Source organism: Candidatus Kuenenbacteria bacterium, assembly GCA_012797775.1.
Lineage (GTDB): Bacteria > Patescibacteriota > Patescibacteriia > UBA2196 > GWA2-42-15 > JAAZMX01.
Window position 1 is genome coordinate 1 of record JAAZOM010000002.1, and the last position, 21491, is coordinate 21491.

General features: G+C 41.0%; 19 protein-coding genes. 15 read left to right on the plus strand and 4 right to left on the minus strand.

Annotated features, from left to right (window positions below; all coding sequences use genetic code 11):
* Positions 1-112: 112 nt before the first annotated feature.
* The 9 genes from GYA54_00025 to GYA54_00065 all read left to right on the plus strand — a co-directional run bounded on the left by GYA54_00025 (position 113) and on the right by GYA54_00065 (position 6400).
* A complete protein-coding gene (locus GYA54_00025) occupies positions 113-1024 on the plus strand; it encodes a DMT family transporter (protein ID NMC51107.1) in 912 nt (303 codons plus the stop codon).
* Positions 1025-1090: 66 nt separating this feature from the next.
* A complete protein-coding gene (locus GYA54_00030; protein NMC51108.1) occupies positions 1091-1978 on the plus strand; it encodes a UTP--glucose-1-phosphate uridylyltransferase in 888 nt (295 codons plus the stop codon).
* A gap of 9 nt (positions 1979-1987) precedes the next feature.
* Positions 1988-3376, plus strand: coding sequence for an extracellular solute-binding protein (locus tag GYA54_00035; protein ID NMC51109.1), 1389 nt, complete (start codon positions 1988-1990; stop codon positions 3374-3376).
* Between the two features lie 122 nt (positions 3377-3498).
* Positions 3499-3846 (plus strand): hypothetical protein, encoded by a 348-nt coding sequence (locus GYA54_00040; GenBank protein ID NMC51110.1) that lies wholly within the window; start codon positions 3499-3501, stop codon positions 3844-3846.
* Positions 3847-3879: 33 nt separating this feature from the next.
* Positions 3880-4242 carry a hypothetical protein gene (locus GYA54_00045; protein ID NMC51111.1) on the plus strand — a complete coding sequence of 121 codons (363 nt, stop codon included), beginning with the start codon at positions 3880-3882 and terminating at the stop codon, positions 4240-4242.
* A gap of 31 nt (positions 4243-4273) precedes the next feature.
* The gene (locus GYA54_00050) at positions 4274-4702 is read left to right on the plus strand and encodes a hypothetical protein (protein ID NMC51112.1); all 429 of its coding nucleotides are present in this window, start codon (positions 4274-4276) and stop codon (positions 4700-4702) included.
* A 2-nt stretch (positions 4703-4704) separates the two neighbouring features.
* Positions 4705-5382 (plus strand): hypothetical protein, encoded by a 678-nt coding sequence (locus tag GYA54_00055; protein ID NMC51113.1) that lies wholly within the window; start codon positions 4705-4707, stop codon positions 5380-5382.
* Between the two features lie 21 nt (positions 5383-5403).
* Positions 5404-5802 (plus strand): hypothetical protein, encoded by a 399-nt coding sequence (locus tag GYA54_00060; GenBank protein NMC51114.1) that lies wholly within the window; start codon positions 5404-5406, stop codon positions 5800-5802.
* Positions 5803-6016: 214 nt separating this feature from the next.
* On the plus strand, positions 6017-6400 hold the full coding sequence (locus GYA54_00065; protein NMC51115.1) for a hypothetical protein: 384 nt from the start codon (positions 6017-6019) through the stop codon (positions 6398-6400).
* A 60-nt stretch (positions 6401-6460) separates the two neighbouring features.
* Here the strand turns inward: GYA54_00065 and GYA54_00070 are convergent, their stop codons facing one another.
* Together GYA54_00070 and GYA54_00075 are read right to left on the minus strand one after the other, a co-directional pair.
* Entirely contained in the window at positions 6461-7012 is a 552-nt protein-coding gene (locus GYA54_00070; protein NMC51116.1) for a hypothetical protein, read from the minus strand.
* 72 nt (positions 7013-7084) lie between these two features.
* Complete coding sequence (locus GYA54_00075) at positions 7085-8122, minus strand: septal ring lytic transglycosylase RlpA family protein (protein NMC51117.1); 1038 nt, start codon at positions 8120-8122, stop codon at positions 7085-7087.
* Positions 8123-8642: 520 nt separating this feature from the next.
* Here GYA54_00075 and holA point away from each other — a divergent pair.
* Positions 8643-9599, plus strand: a complete 957-nt coding sequence (gene holA, locus GYA54_00080) for a DNA polymerase III subunit delta (GenBank protein NMC51118.1) — start codon at positions 8643-8645, stop codon at positions 9597-9599.
* Positions 9600-9672: 73 nt separating this feature from the next.
* On the opposite strand, the gene GYA54_00085 is transcribed toward holA, so the two are convergent.
* Both GYA54_00085 and truB read right to left on the minus strand, forming a co-directional pair.
* Positions 9673-9942, minus strand: coding sequence for a 30S ribosomal protein S20 (locus GYA54_00085; protein ID NMC51119.1), 270 nt, complete (start codon positions 9940-9942; stop codon positions 9673-9675).
* A gap of 120 nt (positions 9943-10062) precedes the next feature.
* On the minus strand, positions 10063-10728 hold the full coding sequence (gene truB, locus GYA54_00090) for a tRNA pseudouridine(55) synthase TruB (protein ID NMC51120.1): 666 nt from the start codon (positions 10726-10728) through the stop codon (positions 10063-10065).
* Between the two features lie 197 nt (positions 10729-10925).
* Here truB and rsmA point away from each other — a divergent pair, with 197 nt between their 5' ends.
* From rsmA to GYA54_00115, 5 genes are all read left to right on the plus strand, one after another.
* A complete protein-coding gene (gene rsmA, locus GYA54_00095) occupies positions 10926-11759 on the plus strand; it encodes a ribosomal RNA small subunit methyltransferase A (GenBank protein NMC51121.1) in 834 nt (277 codons plus the stop codon).
* 152 nt (positions 11760-11911) lie between these two features.
* Positions 11912-12547: a hypothetical protein gene (locus GYA54_00100; protein ID NMC51122.1), complete on the plus strand. Its 636-nt coding sequence runs from the start codon at positions 11912-11914 to the stop codon at positions 12545-12547.
* A 46-nt stretch (positions 12548-12593) separates the two neighbouring features.
* Positions 12594-17501 (plus strand): hypothetical protein, encoded by a 4908-nt coding sequence (locus tag GYA54_00105; protein ID NMC51123.1) that lies wholly within the window; start codon positions 12594-12596, stop codon positions 17499-17501.
* A 42-nt stretch (positions 17502-17543) separates the two neighbouring features.
* Positions 17544-18233, plus strand: a complete 690-nt coding sequence (locus tag GYA54_00110) for a hypothetical protein (protein NMC51124.1) — start codon at positions 17544-17546, stop codon at positions 18231-18233.
* A gap of 88 nt (positions 18234-18321) precedes the next feature.
* On the plus strand, positions 18322-21491 hold a 3170-nt coding region (locus GYA54_00115; protein NMC51125.1), incomplete at its 3' end, for a hypothetical protein.

Genomic DNA, 21491 nt, shown 5'->3' on the forward strand with positions numbered 1-21491 from the left:
CCGAACTGGCGCTAAAATTTTGATTTATAAAATAACCCCGAAAGTTGGCGGGGTTATTTTTGTGAGGCAATTTTGTGTGATATTATAAATAATAGAGTAATTTATAAAAAATATGGGAGTGTTGTTTGCATTATTGGCTATGTTTTCTTGGGGTTTGGGGGATTTTTTGATCCAGAGAAGCACTAGACGATTAGGAACGGTCAAAAAAAGATTGGGTGCTATTTTTTCTTTGCAGAACAATGATAAATATAGTATTTGGATTGTTTTATTTTATATTTGTGGCTCCGGCGCTTTGGTGCTAACGCCTTTTGTCTGGGGGGAAATAGGGCGAATAGAAATAAATGATTTGTGGTTATTGTTTGCGGTCGGGTTGATAATGTTGGTGGCGGCTTTATTAGATTTCAAAGCCTTGAAAATTGGCAAAATTTCTGTAGTGGAGCCAGTTTTTGCTTTGGAGATACCAGTGGTTTTAATTTTGGCTAGTTTGTTTTTGGGGGAGTTTTTGAGACCGAGTCAATATTTTTTGATTATTATTTTAGCAGTTGGGATAATTTTTGTTTCTATAAAAGATCTTGTTAAAATAAAAAGTTTTATTTTTGAGAGAGGGGTGGGTTTGGCTGTGGTAGCAACCGTGGGCATGGGATTGGCAGATTTTTTTGTGGGTCTTGGGGCGAGAGCATCAGGACCTTTGATGGTAAATTGGTTTTTGAATTTAGTGGTAGCCATAGCTACTTTGGTTTATTTATTAAAATCAAGGAAAATGGAAATTACTTGGCGCTATGCTAAGGAAAATGGGGAGTTAATTTTTTTTACATGTTTTTTTGATAATTTAGCTTGGATATTTTTTGCCTTTAGCATGGTGTATATTCCTATAGCTGTGGCTACGGGGATTAGCGAGAGTTATATTGCTATGGCCTCGATATTGGGTTTTGTTTATAACAAAGAGAGACTTAAAAAGCATCAGTGGTTGGGTCTTGTTTTGACAGTAATATCGGCAGTTGTTTTGAGCTTAATCACGGCATAGATGATTTGGGTTTTGTGAGATAAGTGGTATAATTAAAATTAGCAAAATAATATACTAGAAATAAATATGAAGCAGAAAATTCGTAAAGTGGTAATACCAGTGGCTGGATTTGGTACCAGATTTTTGCCGGCAACCAAGGCGATGCCCAAAGAGATTTTGCCAGTGGTAGACAAGCCGATTATCCAGTTCGTGGTAGAGGAGGCAGTATCAGCTGGCATTAAAGACGTGATACTCGTGACTGGTTGGCACAAAAGGATTATTGAAGATCATTTTGATTATCCATATGAGCTGGAGAAACGGCTTGAAGAGGCAGGTAAGCAAGAACAGCTCAAGGAGATAAGACGGATTGCTGGGATGGCCAATTTTATTTATGTCCGTCAGAAGGGACCATATGGCAATGGTACTCCAGTTTTGAATGCCAAACACATAATCGGAGATGAACCCTTTTTGGTTTTATGGGGCGATGAACTATTTGATGCCGAGCCATCACGCTCGAAGCAATTGTTAAAAGTGTGGGACAAATATCAAAAACCCGTGATTACAGGCATGGAGCCGAGAAGCAAAGAAGATGCTGAAAGTTATGGTGTTATATATGGCAAAACAGTTGAGGATGGGATTTGGGAGGTAAAGGGATTTGAAGAAAAACCGGGGGCCAAGAGAGTAAAAATGCCATTTTTGACTTCACCGTCCGGATATATTCTGACGCCAGACATTTTCCCAATTTTGGAAAAACAAAAGGCCGGTCGGGGTGGGGAAGTGTGGCTGGTAGATGCAATTAGAAAGTTGTCAGAGCAAAAGCCGGTTTATGCTTGTAGACTAAAAAATACAGTCTGGTGTGATACAGGCAACAAGCTGGAATATATAAAGACAATTATCCGTTTTGCCATGAAAAGGAAAGAATATAGTAGCGAATTAAGGAAATATATAAAGGAAATTTTAAATAACAAAAATTAATTTTTCTATATGAAGTCAAAATTAATCTTTCTTTTTTTAATTTTTGTTTTTTTGTTATCTAGTGGGTTGGGTTGTAAGCAGGGCAATATCGCGGCTTATAATGAACTCTCTGAGCCGATTACACTTCGTTATTGGCGAGTATTTGATGGGGACGATAGCTTTTCCGACATCATAAATGCTTATCGGCAGATGCACCCAAATGTTAATATTGAGTACAGAAAGTTGCGCTATGAGGAATATGAGCAGGCACTACTCGAGGCCTGGGCCGAGGATAGGGGACCGGATGTTTTTTCTATTCACAATACTTGGGTGGGAAAATATAAAGAAAAAATTACGCCCCTACCAGAAAGTATAAAGTTGCCTTACGTGACAGAGGCCGACAAAAGAACAGGCAAGATGATAAAAGCCGACTATAACCAAGTGAGGACTTTGACGCCGATGGACGTGAAAACTAAGTTCGCTGACACTGTTTATCAAGATGTGGTCAGAGAAGATAAAATATTGGGATTGCCTCTGTCAGTGGATAGCTTGGCCTTGTTTTTTAATCGGGCATTATTTGATAATGCCCAGATAACCAAACAGCCACAAACTTGGCTTGAGGTAAAAGAAATGGTGAAAAAATTAACCATTTATGATGAAACTGGGAATATCACTCAGTCTGGTATTGCGATGGGATCAGCCGATAATATCAATCGGGCAAGTGATATATTGGCCCTTTTGATGATGCAAAATGGGACACAGATGGTTGACGAAGTGAGGAGTAGGGCAACTTTTCAGGAATCCAGTCCATATATCAGCGACAAAAGTTTTAAGCCCGGGGTAGATGCTCTGCGATTTTATACTGATTTTGCTTCACCAACAAAGGATGTTTATAATTGGAGCGAATCAATGCCAGAGGCTACGGAGGCTTTTATTTCTGGCAAGGTGGCGATGATGCTCGGCTATGCTTATCAGCTACCCTTGATCAAAACTCAAGGTGCGAGGTTGAATATCGGGGTGGCAGAGGCGCCTCATATAAATATAAATGGAACAGATGCTTTGGGTAGTAAAATTAATATGGCTAGTTATTGGATAGAGACAGTGTCCAAGAATACAAAATATCAAAATTATGCCTGGGATTTTTTGGTTTTTGCCACGAGCGAGGGGCAGGCAGAAAAATATTTAAATAAAACAAAAAAACCGACAGCGCTCCGCTCCTTGGTAGATAAGCAGATAAATGATTATGAGATAGCGCCTTTTGCCAGACAAGTTTTGACCGCTAAGTCCTGGTACCGAGGACGTGATCCCTTATCGGCTGAGGATATATTTAGGACGATGATAAAAAATGTAGTATCTGGTAAGAGCGAAATAGAACAAGCAATAAATTTTGCTGCCGGTAGTATAAATCAGACTTTTTGAGGAGGGGATTGAATAATCGTGGTAGTTATTTTATAATATAGTTATTGGGGATATTATTTTTGGCAAAGGTCGAATAGTATCCATTTTAAGATTAATGTTACAAAAAAATGAAAAAGAAATTTTTGAAAATAATGTTAACATCTTTTGTTATTGGCTCTTTGGCTATGCCGGTTTTGGCAGTGACTTCCGCTGATGTAGGCCTTGACGTGGCCGGCCAAGTAGGATTAACAACCAATGACCTCCGGGGATCAGCTGTTGGTGTAATACGTTCTTTGATGGGAGTGCTTGGTATATTGTCTTTGGCTATAATACTTTTAGGGGGTTTCCGTTGGATGACTTCTAGCGGCAACGAAGACAATGTCAAGTCAGCGAAGAAGACAATTGCCGCTGGCATTGTCGGCTTAGCGATAATATTGTTTGCCTATGCCATTGTGGCATTTTTGTTCAATGTGATGGGCGTGGCAAAATAAGAGATGTTTTTGAAAAATTAAAAAAGAAAAGACATGAACAAGATAATAAAAATTTCAACAGCAGTTTTGTTCTCTTTGGTTTTGTTGACAGCGGCTGGTAACGCAATGGCTATTGATTGGGGCTTAAATTATGCAGCCAATGTTGGCCTTGGTACCCAAGAACTAAGGAGCGTGGCAGTAAGTGTTATACAGACGTTATTGGGGGTACTTGGCGTGTTGTCTTTGATAATAGTTTTGATCGGTGGTTTTCGTTGGATGACCTCTGGCGGCAATGAAGAGGGTGTGCAGTCGGCCAAAAAAACCATTGCAGCTGGTATTATTGGTCTAGTGATAATATTTTTCGCCTATGCGATCGTGACTTTTGTCTTTAATGTGGTCGGCGGGGCGACAAAATAGTGTGAATTCGAGTACAAGCGCGTAAATATTTATGCATTTAGAAAACACAAAAAGGGGAAGCAGACTGAAGAAAAATTTTTTGACAATTATTATAGTTGTCTTGATTTATTTTCTTTTTGCTTCTCCTTTTGTGTTTGGCAATACTCCTGTGGCCGAGGCTTATAAATTTACCAACAGTTTGGGAAATTTGGCTCAAAATGCGGGCTTGACCAGTGATCCAAGTAGTCCGCCAGTGCAGTTGCCGACGCTGATCGGGAGAATTATATATTATGCTTTGGGCATGGTGGGTGTGGTTTTTTTGATTTTGACTATTATCGCGGGGTTGAAATGGATGTTGGCTGGTGGCAACGAAGAGGCTGTCTCTAAGGCAAAGAAGGCTATTTTGGATGCTTCGCTTGGGGTTTTGGTTGTTTTGGCTTCTTATGCAATTACTTATTTTATCGTAACAATTGTGAAATAAAAATGATAGCTAAAAAAAATAAAAAAATAATATTTTTAGCGGCAGTTGTTTTTTTGTTTTTTGTGGTCGTTATTTTTTCTGATCTGAAAGCAGCTTTGGCCGAGGAGGGGTTTGGCAGTATGAGCGGTTATTTGAATGATATTGCCACGAACGTGGATCTAAAGAAGGCATCGGTGCCGACGATGATTGGAAAGATTATTTATGGTATTTTGGGTCTTTTGGGGGTGTTTTCTTTGCTTTTGGTGATTTATGCAGGGCTCAAGTGGATGCTAGCTGATGGCAATGAGGAGACAGTGAGTCAATCAAAAAAAATTATTCTTTATGCGATAATAGGGGTTTTGATAATAATGGGCTCGTATGCGGTGACGTATTATGTTATAGATAAGGTGATACAGAGTACCCAGAGTAGAGAATATTATGCTACACCCAGAAATGCTGAAGTGCCAGGCGTCGGGAACCCAGTACCGGTTGGTTGTACGGGTGACAATGAATGCCCAGATTGTACTTATGGTGTCAGGTTTTGTGACCAAAATACTGGTGTGTGTGGATGTCGTAAAGCAGAGGTCAATCCCGATATAAATAGTTGTATACCAGAGGATTGTGCTGATGAATGTCGTGGAGAGGGGCAGGGGTATGTTAGTGGTTATTGTGACTCGTATAATATTTGTCAGTGTATATAAATTTAATATTAAAAGGTTATTATGAAAAAGAAAAATGTTTTTTATCTCGTGGTGTTTGTGGTTTTATTGCTGGGGCAGTTTTTGGTATATCAGCAAGCGATGCTGGCGGCTGGGACAGCAGATATAAATGATAAAATAGATGACCAAATAGATGCGCTGAAAGAGACCGGCTTACCAGAGGCCGGGGCCAATCCGCTTGATTGGATAGTGTTTTTGATAAAAGGTTTACTTGGTGTTTTGGGGGTTGTGTTTTTGGTACTGATTATTTATGCTGGGGTGAAATGGATGACGTCGGGGGGAAATTCTTCTACTATTGATGACGCAAAAAAAATGATTTTGAACGCGGTGATCGGTTTGGTGATAATTGGTTTTGCTTTTGCTATTACCCAGTTTGTTTTTAATGTGATACTGAAGGGGTAGGGCGCTAAGTATAAAGTATTGAGTATTAAGTATTTAGTATAATAAGGGTTAGCTCCAAGTTGTACTTGGAGCTCGGTGATAAGTACCAAAGCACGGTGAGTGGTCTGGAGCATCAGGCTCCAAGTCAAACTTGGAGCCAACCATAGAGAAGGGTAGAGAATTAAGTATAAAGTGTTAAGTATAAAGTATTTAGTATATTAATTTTTGAAAATTTATGAAATATAAAAAATTGATTTTTGGGGTTTTGGTTTTGTTTTTAGTAGTCGGCTTGGTGCCGCAGGTAGCGGAGACGGCTGGGTTGAAAGATGCCATAATCGGGAATTTGGGCGGAGTAAGGACGGCGGCTCAACTGCCAGAGCAAAATAGCCCTACGGCAGTAGTGGCAATAATTATTCAAGGCCTACTTGGTATTGTGGCGGTGGTATTTTTTGTATTGACAATAATAGCTGGCATAAAGTGGATGATGGCCGGAGGTAATGAAGAGACAGTGGCCAAGTCAAAGCAACAAATATTGAATGGCGCTCTGGGTCTGATTGTAGTGATATTTTCTTACGCTATTACCAGTATTGTATTCAATATTATTTTGAATAGGGAATAATTTTAGATAAAAAGAAAAGAGCGGCTCTGGGTTCAGAGTCGCTCTTGTTTTTTTGTCCATTTATTGATAAAAAGCTCGGATCGAATCGACCACGGGCTTGGCCGGTCCATAGTCAGAGGTGCCTTCGTAGCGGTAAAGCAGGTCAATCTCTGACTCGTTTAGGGGGACCCTTTGGGCTGGGTCCAGATCCGAGGGGGCGTACCATTTCCCCCTATTAAAAACGAACCCCGCTTTCCGCCATTTTTCTTGTACCTCCGTGAAGGCGGGTACGCCGGCGGGGGTAGTGGTGGAGGTAACATTATAACCGACACCGGCCTCGTGGAGGACCCGAGAGAATGCCCGAGTGGTACCCTCACCGCGAGCCAGAGCCGCAGCGGTGAGACGCTCTAGCGGGGCAAGGGTGGCGTCGGCAGACAACTCTGAAGCAGATGACACACCAAGGAAGTCCGCCTTGGCGCGGATTTTTTCCGGGCTGTCGCCGTTGTCCCTAACCTCCACCACCGGTCGGGTTTTTTTGGGGTTGTCAGGATTTGGCCGACGAACCCCCGTGCTTGAGTAGCACCCGGCGATCACTAGAGCCACGGCCGCAACAACAAAAAATAATCTTTTCATTTTATTCCTGCCCGTAGTACGCCACGGTGCCGGGCTTTTATAAGGTGATGGCCGAGAATGGAAACCGGCCGGTTATTTCAGGAATGGTAGCGGGTTGACGGGTTGGCTACCTACGATGATTTCAAAATGCAGGTGGGAGCCGTCTTTGGCGCCCCGTCGGGCATTGCCAGTATTGCCCATATAGCCGATGATTTGACCTTTATAGACATAGCTACTGGCTGGGACGGCGAAGTTGTGCAGATGGCCATATCTGGTTGAGAAATTTCCATGGTTGATCTCAATTAGATTACCATACTCACCAATATTTTTGGCAATAGTGACCATGCCATTGGCATAGGCAAACACCGGGTCGCCTGTCTCACCGTCGATGTCGATAGCTTGGTGGCTGGGACGGGGAGATTGCGAGATACGGTGGCTGGTGGTTGGCCAGTTGCCGACCATTTGGCCACCGAGCAGGGGTGTTATTCTGACCGGGACTGTGCCTTTGGCAACAAAATCATCTGCCAAGAGCTTTGCCCCGGCATATGACAGGTCAATGATACGACCGGCCACATAGGGACCCCGATCAGTGATGGTGACAAAAATACTTCTGCCAGTGCGTGTGTCTGTCACCATGACACGCGTACCAAATGGCAGGGTTTTATGGGCGGCGAGGGTCGGATCGTAAGCATTAAATATCCGACCATTGGCCATACGTCGGCCATGGAAAGTGTCGCCGACACCATAATTTGATGCGAGGCCGTATTCGGACCAACCGCTAGGAACTGCCCCAAATGTTTCTTGGGTGGTATAGTCCCAGTTACTGGTGGCGAGGTTGCCCACTGCTTGGGCGACGCTGTCCTGCCACGCCTTCTCGCGTCTTGCCCGCTTGGCTCGGTTGGCTTGGCGGATGGAGTCTGCCATAATATTGAGCCGACGGTCTTCCTCCATCTCGCGGGCTTGCCGGGCATCTTTTGATTCGGCAGAGACGGAAGCGGAAGAATTTTGGTTTGGCTGGCCTAGGCGGCCGAGCCGACCATTTATTCTCCCCAGTCGTTGCGAGGCGGCCTCTTGAGAATGCGCCAGCATCCCCAAAAAAACCACCACCCATAAGAAAATATATTTTCTCATGAGGTCACCTCCTTTATTCGTTATTCAATTGTCAATTATTTTTTGTTTTTATGGCAGGTTTTTAGAGCTTAAAGACCTAGCATAAGAACAAAAAACATTTAAACATCTAAACATTTAAGCATTTAAACATAAAAACAGGCACGTTTATTCTAATTTTAAGGTTAGGTGATAGTAACATATATTTTAATTTTTGTCAAGGTTTGGCTAGGATTGGGGAAGAAAGCGGTAAGCGAGGTAAGCAAGATAAGCAGTAAATCCTGAATTGGGTATTACTTAGTACTTACCTAGCTTATTGCTTACTACTTATGCGTTGTTTGCTTTTGGGTGGGAAATCGGATAAAATTGAGTCATCTAATCAACCGAGTATTTAAACAGTTTAGATCGGCCTGACAATTAATAATTTAAAACACCACCCCCTTCCCTTCGGGAAGACCCCTCCTCAGAGAGGAGGGGAAAACCATGCGTCTTGTTTAGTTTATTTGATTTACTTATCTTGCTTACTGCTTATCTCGCTTATTCTATGATCATATTTTTGTATGGGCCGGACACCTTTCGGTCCAAGGAAAAATTAAGGATGTTTAAAGAAAAATTTATTCGTGAGGTGGATAAATCTGGTTTGAATTTGGTGGAGGTGGAAGCAGAAAAAATGGCGATCAATGACCTCAACAAGGCTATGGCTACTCAGTCTTTTTTGGCTAAAAAAAGAATGGTTGTAGTGAGAGATATTTTTAAACAAAGAAAAGCTTTACAGGTAGAGCTTTTGGAGCTTTTGAAAGTAGGAAAATTTAGAGATGGCAAGGATGATAATATTTTGATTTTTTGGGACGAGGAGCCTGACAAGCGATCGGCTTTGTTCAAATATTTAGATGGGAGTAAATTTAAAGAGGAATTTTCTTTATTAAAAAATAATGAACTGACCAGTTGGGTGATAAAAAGAGTAGAAAAAAAGGGGGGCAAGACAAGCAAGAGAAATGCCGAAGTTTTGGCTAGTAAGTCCGATGGTAATCTGTGGGCGCTCTCGGGAGAGATAGATAAACTTTTGGCGATCAGCCGGGGGAGAGAAATAAGCGAGGCGGATTTGGAGGAGAGCAGTTTGGTAAAAATAGAGGATAACATTTTTAATTTGACTGATGCCATTGGTAATAAAAATAGCAAATTGGCCCTTAAATTATTACACGATAATTTGCAGGCCGGGGCGAATGAAATTTATCTTTTGACAATGATTGTCCGGCAGTTCCGGATATTGATCCAGGTCCGAGCGGCCTTGGATGAGGGCCAGGGGGATTATCGGAGTATGGCTAGTGAATTGGGATTGCACCCTTTTGTGGTGCAAAAAGCCATAGCGCAGGCAAGCAAATATTCCATAGAGCAACTAAAGAGGATTTACAAGAAACTTTTGGAGATTGACATAAAGATAAAAAGAGGGGAAGACGGAGCGACTCTTTTGGAAATGTTTGTGGTAGAAGTAGGCGGATAGGGGTGTAGGGAAGTAGGTTTGTAGAATTTAAAAAACAACTTGTCAAATTGGCAAGTTGTTTTTTGGGGAGATATTATTTCTTGGAAGCGGAATTCAGTTTTTTCATCAGACGTGATTTCTTACGGGCGGCGTTATTTTTTTGGTAGATATGTTTTTCGCAGGCCTTGTCTATAGATTTGGATAGTTGTTTGGCCAGCTCTTTGGCCTTGTCTATTTCTTTGGAGTCAAGAGTCTTTTTAAGCTGGCGATAGAGATAATCAATACCGTCTTTTATTTTTTTATTGACGGTGGCTTTTTTTCTTGACTGGCGTAAACGCTTGGCAGATTGTTTTAGCTGAGGCATAAAATTAAGTTAATTAAGTTAAATAAGGTTAAGGATAGATTATCATAAGATTGGCGATTTGGCAAGGGACAGGGTAAAATTCCAAGCTCCAAATCCCAAATCCGGAATAAATTTTGAAATTCAAATTACAAAATCTCGCCAATTGTCAGGGGTGAGTCGATCTGGTGAGACAGCTTTTTTGAGATTATATTGGCCGATTTGGGTGCGGATTAATTTTTCTAGTATAGCGCCACAGCCCAGTGATTGTCCAAGGTCATGGGCTAGAGAGCGGATATAGGTGCCAGAGGAACAACAAACTTCAATTTTTAATGTCTTGGCCCTTGGCGAATAGGATTTTAGTTGAAGTTTGTAGATGGTTATTTTGTTTGGTTTTAAGCTGAATTCTTTACCTTGGCGGGCCAGTTGATAAGCTTTTTTGCCATTGATTTTTTTGGCAGAGAAAGCGGGTGGTGTTTGGAATTGTTCACCAATAAATTTTTGGAGAGCAGCAGAGATGAGCTTTTTGGTTAGATGACGATACCCCCTTGGTTCACTTATGTGTCCGGTGCAATCGTAAGTGTCAGAAGTCAGGCCAAGCTTTAGGGTGGCAAGATAGCCCTTATCAAGTTTGACAAAATTGTTGATTTTGCGAGTAGACTCGCGCCCGATAGCACAAATCAAAAGGCCCTCAGCAAAAGGGTCTAGGGTGCCGGCATGACCGATGCGCTTCTCACCAGTCAGCCGCCGGAGTTGATTGATAATATCGTGAGAAGTGGGGCCGGGAGGCTTGTTGATCAAGATAAACATATTGTTGGGTTATTGTCTGATAATAGGGTATAATAAGTATAACTGGTAAAATCACAAGTTCCAAATCCCTGCCTCGCTGGCGGGCGGGCAAAATCCAAAATAAATTACAAATTCTAAGATCAAAAAAATAGAATTTGAATATTGGTTATTGGAATTTGTTTGGAAATTGTATCTTGGAGCTTGAAAATTATTTTTTTATGAACAATTTAGACTTAAAAGAACAAACAAAAAATTTGTGTAAGCAATTGGATATTGTGCCGACAAAGAGCAAGGGGCAGAATTTTTTGATTAGCCAAGGGGTTTTGGACAAGATTATCACAACGGCTGACTTGTCCAAAGAAGACGTGGTTTTGGAAATAGGGCCAGGACTGGGTATTTTGACCGAGGAATTGACCAAAAGAGTAGGCAGGGTAGTAGCGGTGGAATTGGATAGAAAATTGCTTGGTTATTTGAAAGATAAATTTGGACAGGTAAAAAATTTGGAGTTGGTAGAGGGGGACGTTATCAAATTGTTAAATTATCAAATTGTTAAATTATTAGAAGGTAAGAAATATAAAGTGGTGGCGAATTTACCTTATCAAATTACTTCCCATGTTTTGCGTTTATTGCTAGAGACGGATAGCGGTCCAAGTGAGATGGTTTTAATGGTACAAAAGGAGGTAGGTGAAAGAATTTGTGCCACGAAGGGAGAAATGTCGGTTTTGGCAGTGATGGTCCAATATTACAGTCGGCCAGAGATGGTGGCGGTGGTTGGTCGAGAAGATTTTTGGCCAGTGCCGGAGGTGGATAGCGCGATTATAAAACTCAAAACCCAAAACTCAAAACTCAAAAGCAAAGAAGATCTATTTTTTAAATTTATAAAAGTAGGGTTTAATGGGAAGAGAAAGATGTTAAAAAATAATTTAAGAAATATTTATTCAGAACAAAAAGTTTTGGCTGCTTTTTGGGAATTAAAGATTGATTCGAGAGCTAGGGCGGAGGATTTGGGAGTAGAGGAATGGAAAAGGTTATATCAAAAATTAGTCGGGTAGGTTGCCGGGAAAGTCGGCAGGTTTGTGCTGAAAAATCGAGCTTTATTTTAAAATTTATAATTTAAAATTTAAAATTGGTTTTATGCACACCTTTTTAATTGGCGGTAAGAATAAAAATATTGTATAATATAAATAAGATGAACTGACATTTAATGCCAGAATATTTACCAAATGGTGAGAAAACTTGGCCAACCAAAGCAATGTTTGGTGTTTTGGTTTTTTTTGGCTTAGCAACTTTGGTTTTAGGCACACTTAGTTTGGGCAAGGGTATAGATTTGGCTCAAAACAGGGGTGAAAATTTACCCGCAAGCCAAACCTTGGGAGAGGAGGAGGCGGGCAAGACAATAGAAGAGCTTCAAGTCATGGACACAGATGGTGATGGGTTGTCTGATTTTAATGAGCTTTATGTTTATGGGACATCGCCATATTTAAAAGATAGTGACTCGGATACATTTGGCGATAAAGAGGAAATAGATGGTGGCTTTGACCCAAATTGTCCAAAAGGGCAGGATTGCCGAGGCACAATAAATACGAATACTCAAGCCCCACTGGCAAACACCAATAAAACACAAGTTGATAATACTGACTTGCTGCCGGTCGATATGGGGGCAGTTGATACAACACAGAGAGCTTTGACACCAGAAGAAAAAGAACAATTAAAACAATTAACACCGGCGCAGATGAGAGAATTGCTTTTGTCGACTGGCGACGTGACCCAGGAACAGCTCGATGCCATTAGTGATGATGAGTTAATGGCGGTGGTAGAGGAAATACTGGCGGGGCAATAGAAAATTTTAGTATAAAATTTTGTATTTGGTGTAAATAAAACATCCCATGCTGGACAATAAAAATCAAGAACATATACACAAGGTATTAACTAAAATTTTAGCTATTTGGCTAATAGTGTTTTTGGTTTTTGGGGGATTGCTCATGTCTACTAGTAGGGCTAGCGCCTTTGATTTCAATCAGGCGATACAGAATATTTTTGATTTTCCATATAGAACATTGCAAAAAGTTTGGCAATTTAGTAAGGATAGATTAAAGAGTCTTGCTGCGGTGGCTTATAAAAATGCGATAAAAAGGTTTATGACCAGCTTGGCAAAGAGAGGTGCAGAGGAGTTGGCGGGGGGAATAACTGGTCAAAAGCCAGCTTTTGAGACGAATGTGGGGCAGTTTGTGCAGGAGAGCGCTGATGGCGCATTGGGTGATTTTTTAAATAATAGCGTTGGAAAGATGTGGGGGAAAGATTTATGCCAGCCGTTGAACCCCCTGGTAAAGGTAAACGTAGAATTGACAGGCAGAAATGTTCTTGACCCAGGCAAACCGAGTTGTAAATTCACAACCGTATTAAAAAGAGCGGGCGATTTAAAAAAATTAACATTAGATGAGTTAGTTGATTTTTCCGGTTATTTTAATCCCAGTGGTAATGATATCGGGGCGGTTTTGACTATCACGTCAGGCGCGTTACAAGAAAAGACAGCGGCAAAAGAGAGTAGTACCCTTAGTAGAATAATTTGGGGAGAGTGGCAACCGAAGACTGGGATAATCGAGAACGATGTAGTGAGAACCCCCGCGGGTATATATGGCGCCTATTATGCAGGATTATTGGATAAATCATTGGTACCATATGGCGTATATACTGGCGATGCTATAGCTGACGCGGTAGATGTTTTTGCCAACACTTTGACAAATAAATTATTAGAACACTATACAAAGGGCTTGTTTAATCCAAAATCAAAGACTGGCTCAGTGGGCACAGGCGGGTCATACGCACCGGCAATATCATCATCACAATTAAGCTCGGCTAAATTTAGTGATTTGGGTGTGCCAGATTATAATTTTAGCGGAGCGGAGGTGAGTATATTGGATAATTTGAGTTGTGGTACACAAAATCAATATAGCTGCACAATAGACGAACCCTTTAAAGAGGCTATTGCACAAAAGTTGACAGTGGCCCAAGCAATACAGCAAAATTTGGTTCATAGTAGTTGGGCTTTTGGTTATGATAAAGATAAAAATGGGGGGACTGATGGCCCGACAAAGAGCATATATTCTTATAGAACCCTGGTAATTCTCCGAAAATATAGAATAATCCCAGTGACTTGGGAGTTGGCAGCAGAGTATTATTATAAATTTGATCAATCGGGCAAGCCATTAACTTTGGATTTGTTGACGAGCGACGCTTATTATAATAATCCAGACTCGCCATATTATCGTTTGGTGGATAAAGGGTGGGTGCTAAAAGCACCAGAGACTATTTGTCAAAGGGAGGGAGCCGGTGAGGAGGTTTTGGAGACTTTTGATGCCAGTGTGGACGCAAATGGAAATCAGATAATTGATGATAATGAAAAAAAGATATTGCCAACCAGAAATAATTATTGTGCTGACGAGAGGAGTTGTGTCAAAGAAAGCAAAGATGGGAATTCTTGTGAACTTTATGGGTACTGCACAAAGGAGAAGCAGGTGTGGGATATTGCCAGCCCAAACGGGGCTTGCGAAGAATATTATAATAGCTGCCAGACTTATGTAAAAAGAGATGGAACAACAGTTAGTTATTTACGGAATACCCTTTCTGGTCTAAATGGTGAGTGCAGCGAGACGACAAGTGTAGGGTGTAAAGAATATTGCACCAGCTTTGACCCAAAAAATAACAATTGGACATGTAGTCTTGATCAGACAGGGACGAGGATATACCTGAATAGAAAAGCCGAAGAGATGGAATGCGAAGACAAGGAGGCTGGATGTAGTGGTTTTGTTAGAATGAGTGCTAATTTGAAGGAATCAAGTAATTGGATACCAAATTCTTCTTTTAATTATTTTAAAACTACCGATAGAGTCAACTTTAGCCCAGCTAATAATGATAGTCAGTTCGTTAAGTTTAATGGTAGTGGGATAATAGAAAATGGAGGGCTAAAATTGGCAAGTGATCTTAAAATAAGTGTGGATACTCAAAGATCACTGAGTGGTAGAACTTTTGTTTTCTCATTAAATAGTAAGAATAAAGATTTGGATGTAAAGCTTTTAACGGCTGGGGGAGAGGTGAACAAAATAGGGGAGACGAGCATTGGCGATTATTATCGCTTGGCCTGGCAATATAGGTTTGATATGAGTTTGACCGATAATAAAATGGAAATAAATATACCAAGCGCTACTAGCACCATAGACGATTTGCAATTGGTTGAGGCGGAAAGCGATAAAGACTATAGAGAATATGGGCGGGTGAATATGGTAAATTTGAAAAAATCACCAGTTAATTATGAGTGTGATAAATATACTAAGATAGTAGAAGGGAAAAATGAAACAAATTGTAATACTAATGGCCAGATGTGGCGCAAAGATATTCAAAAGTGTGTTGAGGGCGGCATGGAGGCATGCAAAGATTATGCGATGTATTGTTCAGAGGGTGATGTCGGCTGCCAGTCTTATACCCCGGTGTCTTATAGCGGTTCAGTCCAACCAGGGGTGATAGGTAAAGAAGACCTTTGTCCTGAAGAGTGTGTGGGTTATAAAAGCTATTTGGAACAGCCGTCGTTTTTTGAGACACAGGTTCCAGCGAGTAGAAATCCTGTTTATATGATAGCGACAAGCGCTAGGGTGTGTTCCGCCTCTGATAATGGATGCGAGGAGTTTACTAATTTATCCCAAGGCGCAGGAGGCGAAGAAAAAGAATATTATAGTTTTATGAGAGCTTGTGTTCTGCCAGATTCAGCAGATTCAGATATAAATGATTTTTATTCTTGGGTGTCTGGCGATGAGTCGGGAAATCAGCTTCGCAAGTGGACACTTTTAAAATCAAATTTGGGTGAATATCCTTGTACTAATCCGGTAACAGCAGCTGATGGCAAGGTAACTTGTGGGGATACAGCTGCGACAGAGCAGCTTTGCAAATTGGGTGATACTAACCCCAATAATAATCCAGCTATAAATCCTGATTGTGTGGAATTTACCAATACAGGAGGAACGACAAAGTGGGTTAAGTTTTCCAGGGTAGTTTTTGCTTCGGAGGAGTGCACAAAATATAGGAGAACAAATATAGCCGCTGGGGAGACGGAACAAAGGATTTATTCAGCAATACCCAGCTTGAGCCAGACATGTTCAGCTGCCTCTTTTGGTTGCCGAGAATATAAGGGAAGCGCTAGTAATAACATAAAAGAGATATTAAGGAGCGACTTCGATGATGGCACGAGCCAGAATTGGGTTAGTGGCACAGGGGGTGGTATTAGTAGTGAATCAATAGTCGCTAATGGCCGATCTCTTTTTTCGGGTATTTATAATGGGAAAGCGACAATAGGGAGGAAGGATTTTAAAGACTTGGTACATATGGGGGCATCTTATAAATTATCTTTTTGGGCCAGATCCAAGTCATCGGACAGTAATATTTTAACGGCTAGTTTTTCTGGCGATAAGGTTTTTACTGGGCAGATATCTCTCAAAAGCGAATGGGGTAAATATACGATCAATCTGATAAATTTTGATCGAGAACCAAAAGCTGATGAGGCTTTACGGATGGATGCCACTAGTGAATTTTATATTGATAATATAGTTTTGACAGAAACAAGTGGCGACTTGTATTTAATAAAAGATTCATGGCAAACACCAGCGTCTTGTGATATGCCAACCAAGGGGGTGATGCTAGGCTGCGAATCTTATAAAGATAAAAACAATAAAGAATGGTATGCAAAAAGTTTTAGTAAGGTATGTTATGATTTTGCGGTTGGTTGTGAACAGATGATTGATACTTTTAATACAACAGCCCCATTTGAAGAGGAATATGGAAAAACTAATACTACTTTTGATGACGTGAGGGATAACGTGGTGGTGTCCCAGGATAAATTGATATATATAGTCTACGATGAGGCAAAGCGGTGTGATGTATTGGGTTGCACTCATCTCGCCATGATGGATTTAACACCAGAAAATAAGATTAATTTTATTGAGAAATATATAGTGGTCAACCCCAAAGATTTTCAGGGACAGGGTAGTATGTTGTGTTTGTCAAAAGCGGTTGGTTGTGATGAATTCCAACCAACAGGGGAAAGCGTGGCTGGCAGAGTTTATTTTAAAGATCCGGGAACATTTGTTTGCGAATATAGAGGAGTTAATGGCAGTTATAACTGGTATAAAGTAGGGAGCAATGCTTTGTGCCCGGGCTCGGCGGGAAATAATTCCGGTTATTGCGCTAATAACCCAGAAACAGGGTGTGACATAGATAATGATTGTGTTGGTAATGCCCCATGTATTATAGAAAAGCACTGCATAGGCGGTAGGTCGGTAAATAATAACAATAGTTTGAGCAATATCTGCAAACAAGATATGGGGTCTGACGGTTGTATAAATTATGCTACTGGCAAATTGAATGGCCTTTGCTCGACGTGGACAGCGATTTGCCCAGAAGATAGAAATACTTGCACAGAATATCAGGATCCAAACAATCCAGAGGATTGCAATCGAGATTCAGTAAATTATGAATATACACTAACGACCGATGCGATTGGTAAAACCGTGAAGTCGCCACCATGTGATTTTTATTATTATAAAGCAGATCAAGTAGAAAAATGTACTAGTGTAGATCCGGCAGTTGGGTGTCTAGGATTTCACCAGACAGACGGAGGATCAGATATCTGGTATAGCGTGCCACGTTGCGAGGGCAATCCAGAGTTACATTGTGAGAGCGACTCAGACTGTATTTCTGGGGGCAAGAATTGGGGTAAATGTACTTATATTACTGATACTAAGATATAATTTGGTATAAATGGTAATGCTAATAATAATTAAGATAAAAATATGGACGAAATAATATATAGCAATCAAGGTGATCAAAATTTTGGCAATCCTACAGGTGGTAACAAGAAATTATTGGTGATTGTTCTAGCGGTGGTGGCTGTTTTGGTTGTTGGTGCTTTATTGTATTGGTTTTTGGTGGATAGGGGTGGAGAAATAGTTAATAATAATCCGAGTAACAATCCCAATAATATTAATAATATGGCGGTAGACCAGGAGGCATTGAAGTTGCAGAAAGAAATTGAAGAAAAAAATAAGGTGGTGGGAAAAATATTTTTAGAGCCGGTGCGCAGCGAAATAGCAAAAGGTCAAGAGTTCACAGTTTCTGTGATGATGAATACAGGTGGGGTTGATATTTCGGCTGGTGGGGTAGAGCTTTTATTCGATAATACAAAATTGGAAGCAGTGAAGGTTGATAATGGGGGGTCGGTATTGACAATAGGCGCAGTAAAGACGATAGGAGAGGGAAAAGTAGAAATTATCCAAGGCCAGCCGGCTGATGGAAACTGGAAAGACAGCGATGATGGGTTTAATGGGGAGAGGGGTCTTTTGGCCAAAGTCGTTTTTCGGGCCAAGGTGATAGGTGAGGTTGCGGTTGGTTTTAATAGAGAAAAGAGCAAGTTGATTTTTGATGATGGCAAGGGTACAGCGATGAAGGTGGAGTTTGAAGAGGGGAGATATACCATAAAGTAGCTTAAAGGTTAAAACTAAAAACTCAAAAGTATAGTAAATAATAAATAATTTAAATTAAAGGTTAGAGGATAAAATTTTATTGTAAATTATGGCCGATGAAAAGCCACAAATAAATAGTCAGCCAGAAACGCCGGGGTCGCTGGATATTTATCGTTCCAGCAGAGAATATAAAGTGAAGCAGGGTTTTCGCAATATGACACCAAAGAAAAAGTTGATGCTTTTGGCATTGCCGATTTTGGTAGTGGCGATTGGCGTTATTTTGTATTTTACTCTGGCAGCAGGGGGAGACCCAGGGTTGCAGTTGGTTTGGGCAGATACTGCTAATACTGTTAATGATATGAGCTTGGTTTGTGGCGCGAAGGAACAAAAGATGGATATTTTGGTGGACAATAATGTGGGAGAGAATATCGTTTCTGCGGCAGCATTTATAAAATATGATCCAGCCAAGATAGAAGTAACCAAGATTGATGTAGGAAAAACTGATTTTAGTCAGGGTGAGGGTGACACGACAGCTAGCGCGCCAGGGACAATGCAAAAAATTGATAATACCAATGGCTTGGTCCAAGTGGTGCGTGGTCAGCCAGCCAATGATCAGGGCGATGCGTTTACTAAGAAAGCAGGGATTTTGGCGACTTTATATTTTAATATCAAACCGGAAGCAGATATTTCGGCCACCACCACTATTTTTAGTTTTTCCCAGGCAGATCCGAATAAATCAATTATTGTTTTAAAGGGTGGCCAGGCGGTTGACCCGGAATATGAAAATAGTGGGAATTATGGTGGTATAATAAAGTGTTGTATAAACCCAAATGACGAATGTTTGCCTTATGAATATTGTCCAAATAATAATTGGTATAATAATGATCCCAACGAGAATATAAGATGCTGCCGAGAGAAGTGCAAACAGGGGCTGGAGTTTTATTTATTTGAGAAAGAGAAGACAGTAGAGGCGGGAGAGGCGTTTAATATAAATATTAATTTGCGGCCAGATTATCAGCCGGTGAAAGAGATTAACTTACAGTTAAAGTTAAATTATTATAGTTTGGTTGAACCATTATCAAGTGGAAATATAATTTTTTCTGGCGGGGTATCGGGGACAGCCACTTATAGCAACGGTGTGTTTGCTATAAATATAAAAAATTATCAGACGACTAATAACGTAGCGGCGACCTTGGCAACCATGAAGTTGGTGGCAAAAGAACAAGGAGTACTGTCTGTTGATTTTGACCCAGCAGGGACAGGGGCTATAGCGGTCGATGGTAGTAAGATGGAGACCATGGGCACCGGTGGGGTATATACAATAGTTTTAAAAAGAATAAAATTGTGTCCTAGTAATGAATTAGTAACAAATGTTGGTTATACAGATGTGGGTTTTAATTTGTGCGTAACGCCGGGCAGTGATTGTAATATAGAGATAAAGGGTGCAACCTCAACGACAGTGGTTGGTACGGGCATTTCAACTTATGATGGTGTCTGTAGGGCAAATACTGAAATTGACCATGAAATTCAGGTTCAGGGATTGCACGAGGGAAGGGCATATAGCTATGATGTGGTTTGTGACGGGACAGACAAGTGCCCAGTAAGATTAAAATATCAGTTGGATGAGTCAGGAACACAACATATAGTTTATGGGGCGCTGAAAATGAGTGGGAATTTTACGACTCTGTCTTCTCAGAAGCTGGATATTCGTGAACAGAAACCAAGTAATGTCAGAGCGTCTAGCGCGACTATTGAGTGGAATACCATTGGCGGCCCAAATGGTGATGGTTTGGCTGATAGTGTGGTTTGCTATAAAAAGGTAGGCGCTACGCAATACGAAACATTAACAAATGCTAATTTGATTAATAAGCATAGTGTTGATATTTTTGGGTTGGAAGAACAAAGTAAGTATGAGGCCTATGTCAGTTCTTTGGTGACTAATACTACGGTAACTAGGGGAAGCGATCTTTGTAATAATCCGCCAGCGAGTCTGTGCCCAGCAACAGTACCAGCTAAAAGTTGTGCTACGGCAATGGCTACCTTTACTACAAAGAGTCTAGAGAGTTCAGCTGACGCAAATGTGATTTTGAAAGTGAGTAAAGATAGAATTTGCGACGAGTGGCTGTATTGCAACGCCAAGACTCAGGTCAAGGTGACAGGGGCCAACCCTGAGAAATACGAAGATTTATGTTTTCGAGTAGGTAAATGCAACAAAATGGACGAGAGCGGTAATTGTGTTAGCATCGTAGACGAAGACAAGAGTGCGATGACCGTAGAGAGCCCCAAGAAAGTGTCGGAAATTAGAAATCTATCTGGTTATAGTAAGGTGGGGATAAATTGGGGCAAGAGATGCCTCAATACTGGCAGGATATGTAGTAGCGACAGTGATTGTATTGGCGGGGCCAAATGTACAGAGGCTAAAATTGATGGCTTTTATCCGTATAGCCAGATGGCAGAGGTGGGGGTACCAATAGTGATAAAAAATTCAAATTTTGAAAATGGGATACCAAATCCTTGGGAGAGTTGGAATAAAGGGGTAATAGAGAATTATAATTACGAAAATGCTAATCGGGTTTTGAAGATTTGGCCAAGTGGTACTTTCCAGGGGGCAATAGTCAAGGGGGTATCGAATAAGACAGTAAGTAAAGGCAGTTACGTGGTGAGTTTTTGGGCCAAGAGCGACGATGAAAACCCCAGAGATATAATGGTGGAGCTGGCCTATGGTCCAGAAGGAAAATATAGTTATGTGCCATTTAAATATTATAATGAAGGTAGCAATACCGCTGCAAATTTTGTGACCCTTGGTAATGTCTGGCGTGAATATGTGGTCAGCTTATCAGCTAAGGAATTGTCGGGTTATACCGGGCAATTGAACTTGGTGATCGTACAAGCGGCTGGTAGGGTATCTAGTAAGCCATTTTATGTAGATAATATTTCCATGAAGTCGGTCTTGGAGCTTGGTGATAATATGAATTATGCGGCTAGGAGCTGCCGGTTGTACCCGACCGAGACAGCGCCGGCTTGTGATTATTATGATAGCCAGGTAGGTAAGAATTATAAGGGCTGGAAGGGATATTGCGTGGAGACAGATCCAGCTTACCAAAATAGAAGATATTCAAGCCAGCCAATGTGTTTAATGTGGTGGCCAGTGGATATTATTAATGGAGAATCGAATATATTTTACAAGGACCCGACTGCTATAGGATATACGGGCAGGAAGCCATTGTATTATTGTCTGGAGGCAGCAGGTAACTATAGTCGGACTGGCTCACTCTCAAC

Bases quoted from the DNA above. Each gene is read 5' to 3' on its own strand.
- GYA54_00100 (NMC51122.1), top strand. From the start codon at position 11,912: ATGCCAGAATATTTACCAAATGGTGAGAAAACTTGGCCAACCAAAGCA.
- GYA54_00075 (NMC51117.1), bottom strand. From the start codon at position 8,122: ATGAGAAAATATATTTTCTTATGGGTGGTGGTTTTTTTGGGGATGCTG.
- GYA54_00025 (NMC51107.1), top strand. From the start codon at position 113: ATGGGAGTGTTGTTTGCATTATTGGCTATGTTTTCTTGGGGTTTGGGG.
- truB (NMC51120.1), bottom strand. From the start codon at position 10,728: ATGTTTATCTTGATCAACAAGCCTCCCGGCCCCACTTCTCACGATATT.
- rsmA (NMC51121.1), top strand. From the start codon at position 10,926: ATGAACAATTTAGACTTAAAAGAACAAACAAAAAATTTGTGTAAGCAA.
- GYA54_00045 (NMC51111.1), top strand. From the start codon at position 3,880: ATGAACAAGATAATAAAAATTTCAACAGCAGTTTTGTTCTCTTTGGTT.
- GYA54_00065 (NMC51115.1), top strand. From the start codon at position 6,017: ATGAAATATAAAAAATTGATTTTTGGGGTTTTGGTTTTGTTTTTAGTA.
- holA (NMC51118.1), top strand. From the start codon at position 8,643: ATGATCATATTTTTGTATGGGCCGGACACCTTTCGGTCCAAGGAAAAA.
- GYA54_00055 (NMC51113.1), top strand. From the start codon at position 4,705: ATGATAGCTAAAAAAAATAAAAAAATAATATTTTTAGCGGCAGTTGTT.
- GYA54_00060 (NMC51114.1), top strand. From the start codon at position 5,404: ATGAAAAAGAAAAATGTTTTTTATCTCGTGGTGTTTGTGGTTTTATTG.
- GYA54_00035 (NMC51109.1), top strand. From the start codon at position 1,988: ATGAAGTCAAAATTAATCTTTCTTTTTTTAATTTTTGTTTTTTTGTTA.
- GYA54_00085 (NMC51119.1), bottom strand. From the start codon at position 9,942: ATGCCTCAGCTAAAACAATCTGCCAAGCGTTTACGCCAGTCAAGAAAA.
- GYA54_00070 (NMC51116.1), bottom strand. From the start codon at position 7,012: ATGAAAAGATTATTTTTTGTTGTTGCGGCCGTGGCTCTAGTGATCGCC.
- GYA54_00110 (NMC51124.1), top strand. From the start codon at position 17,544: ATGGACGAAATAATATATAGCAATCAAGGTGATCAAAATTTTGGCAAT.
- GYA54_00050 (NMC51112.1), top strand. From the start codon at position 4,274: ATGCATTTAGAAAACACAAAAAGGGGAAGCAGACTGAAGAAAAATTTT.
- GYA54_00030 (NMC51108.1), top strand. From the start codon at position 1,091: ATGAAGCAGAAAATTCGTAAAGTGGTAATACCAGTGGCTGGATTTGGT.
- GYA54_00105 (NMC51123.1), top strand. From the start codon at position 12,594: ATGCTGGACAATAAAAATCAAGAACATATACACAAGGTATTAACTAAA.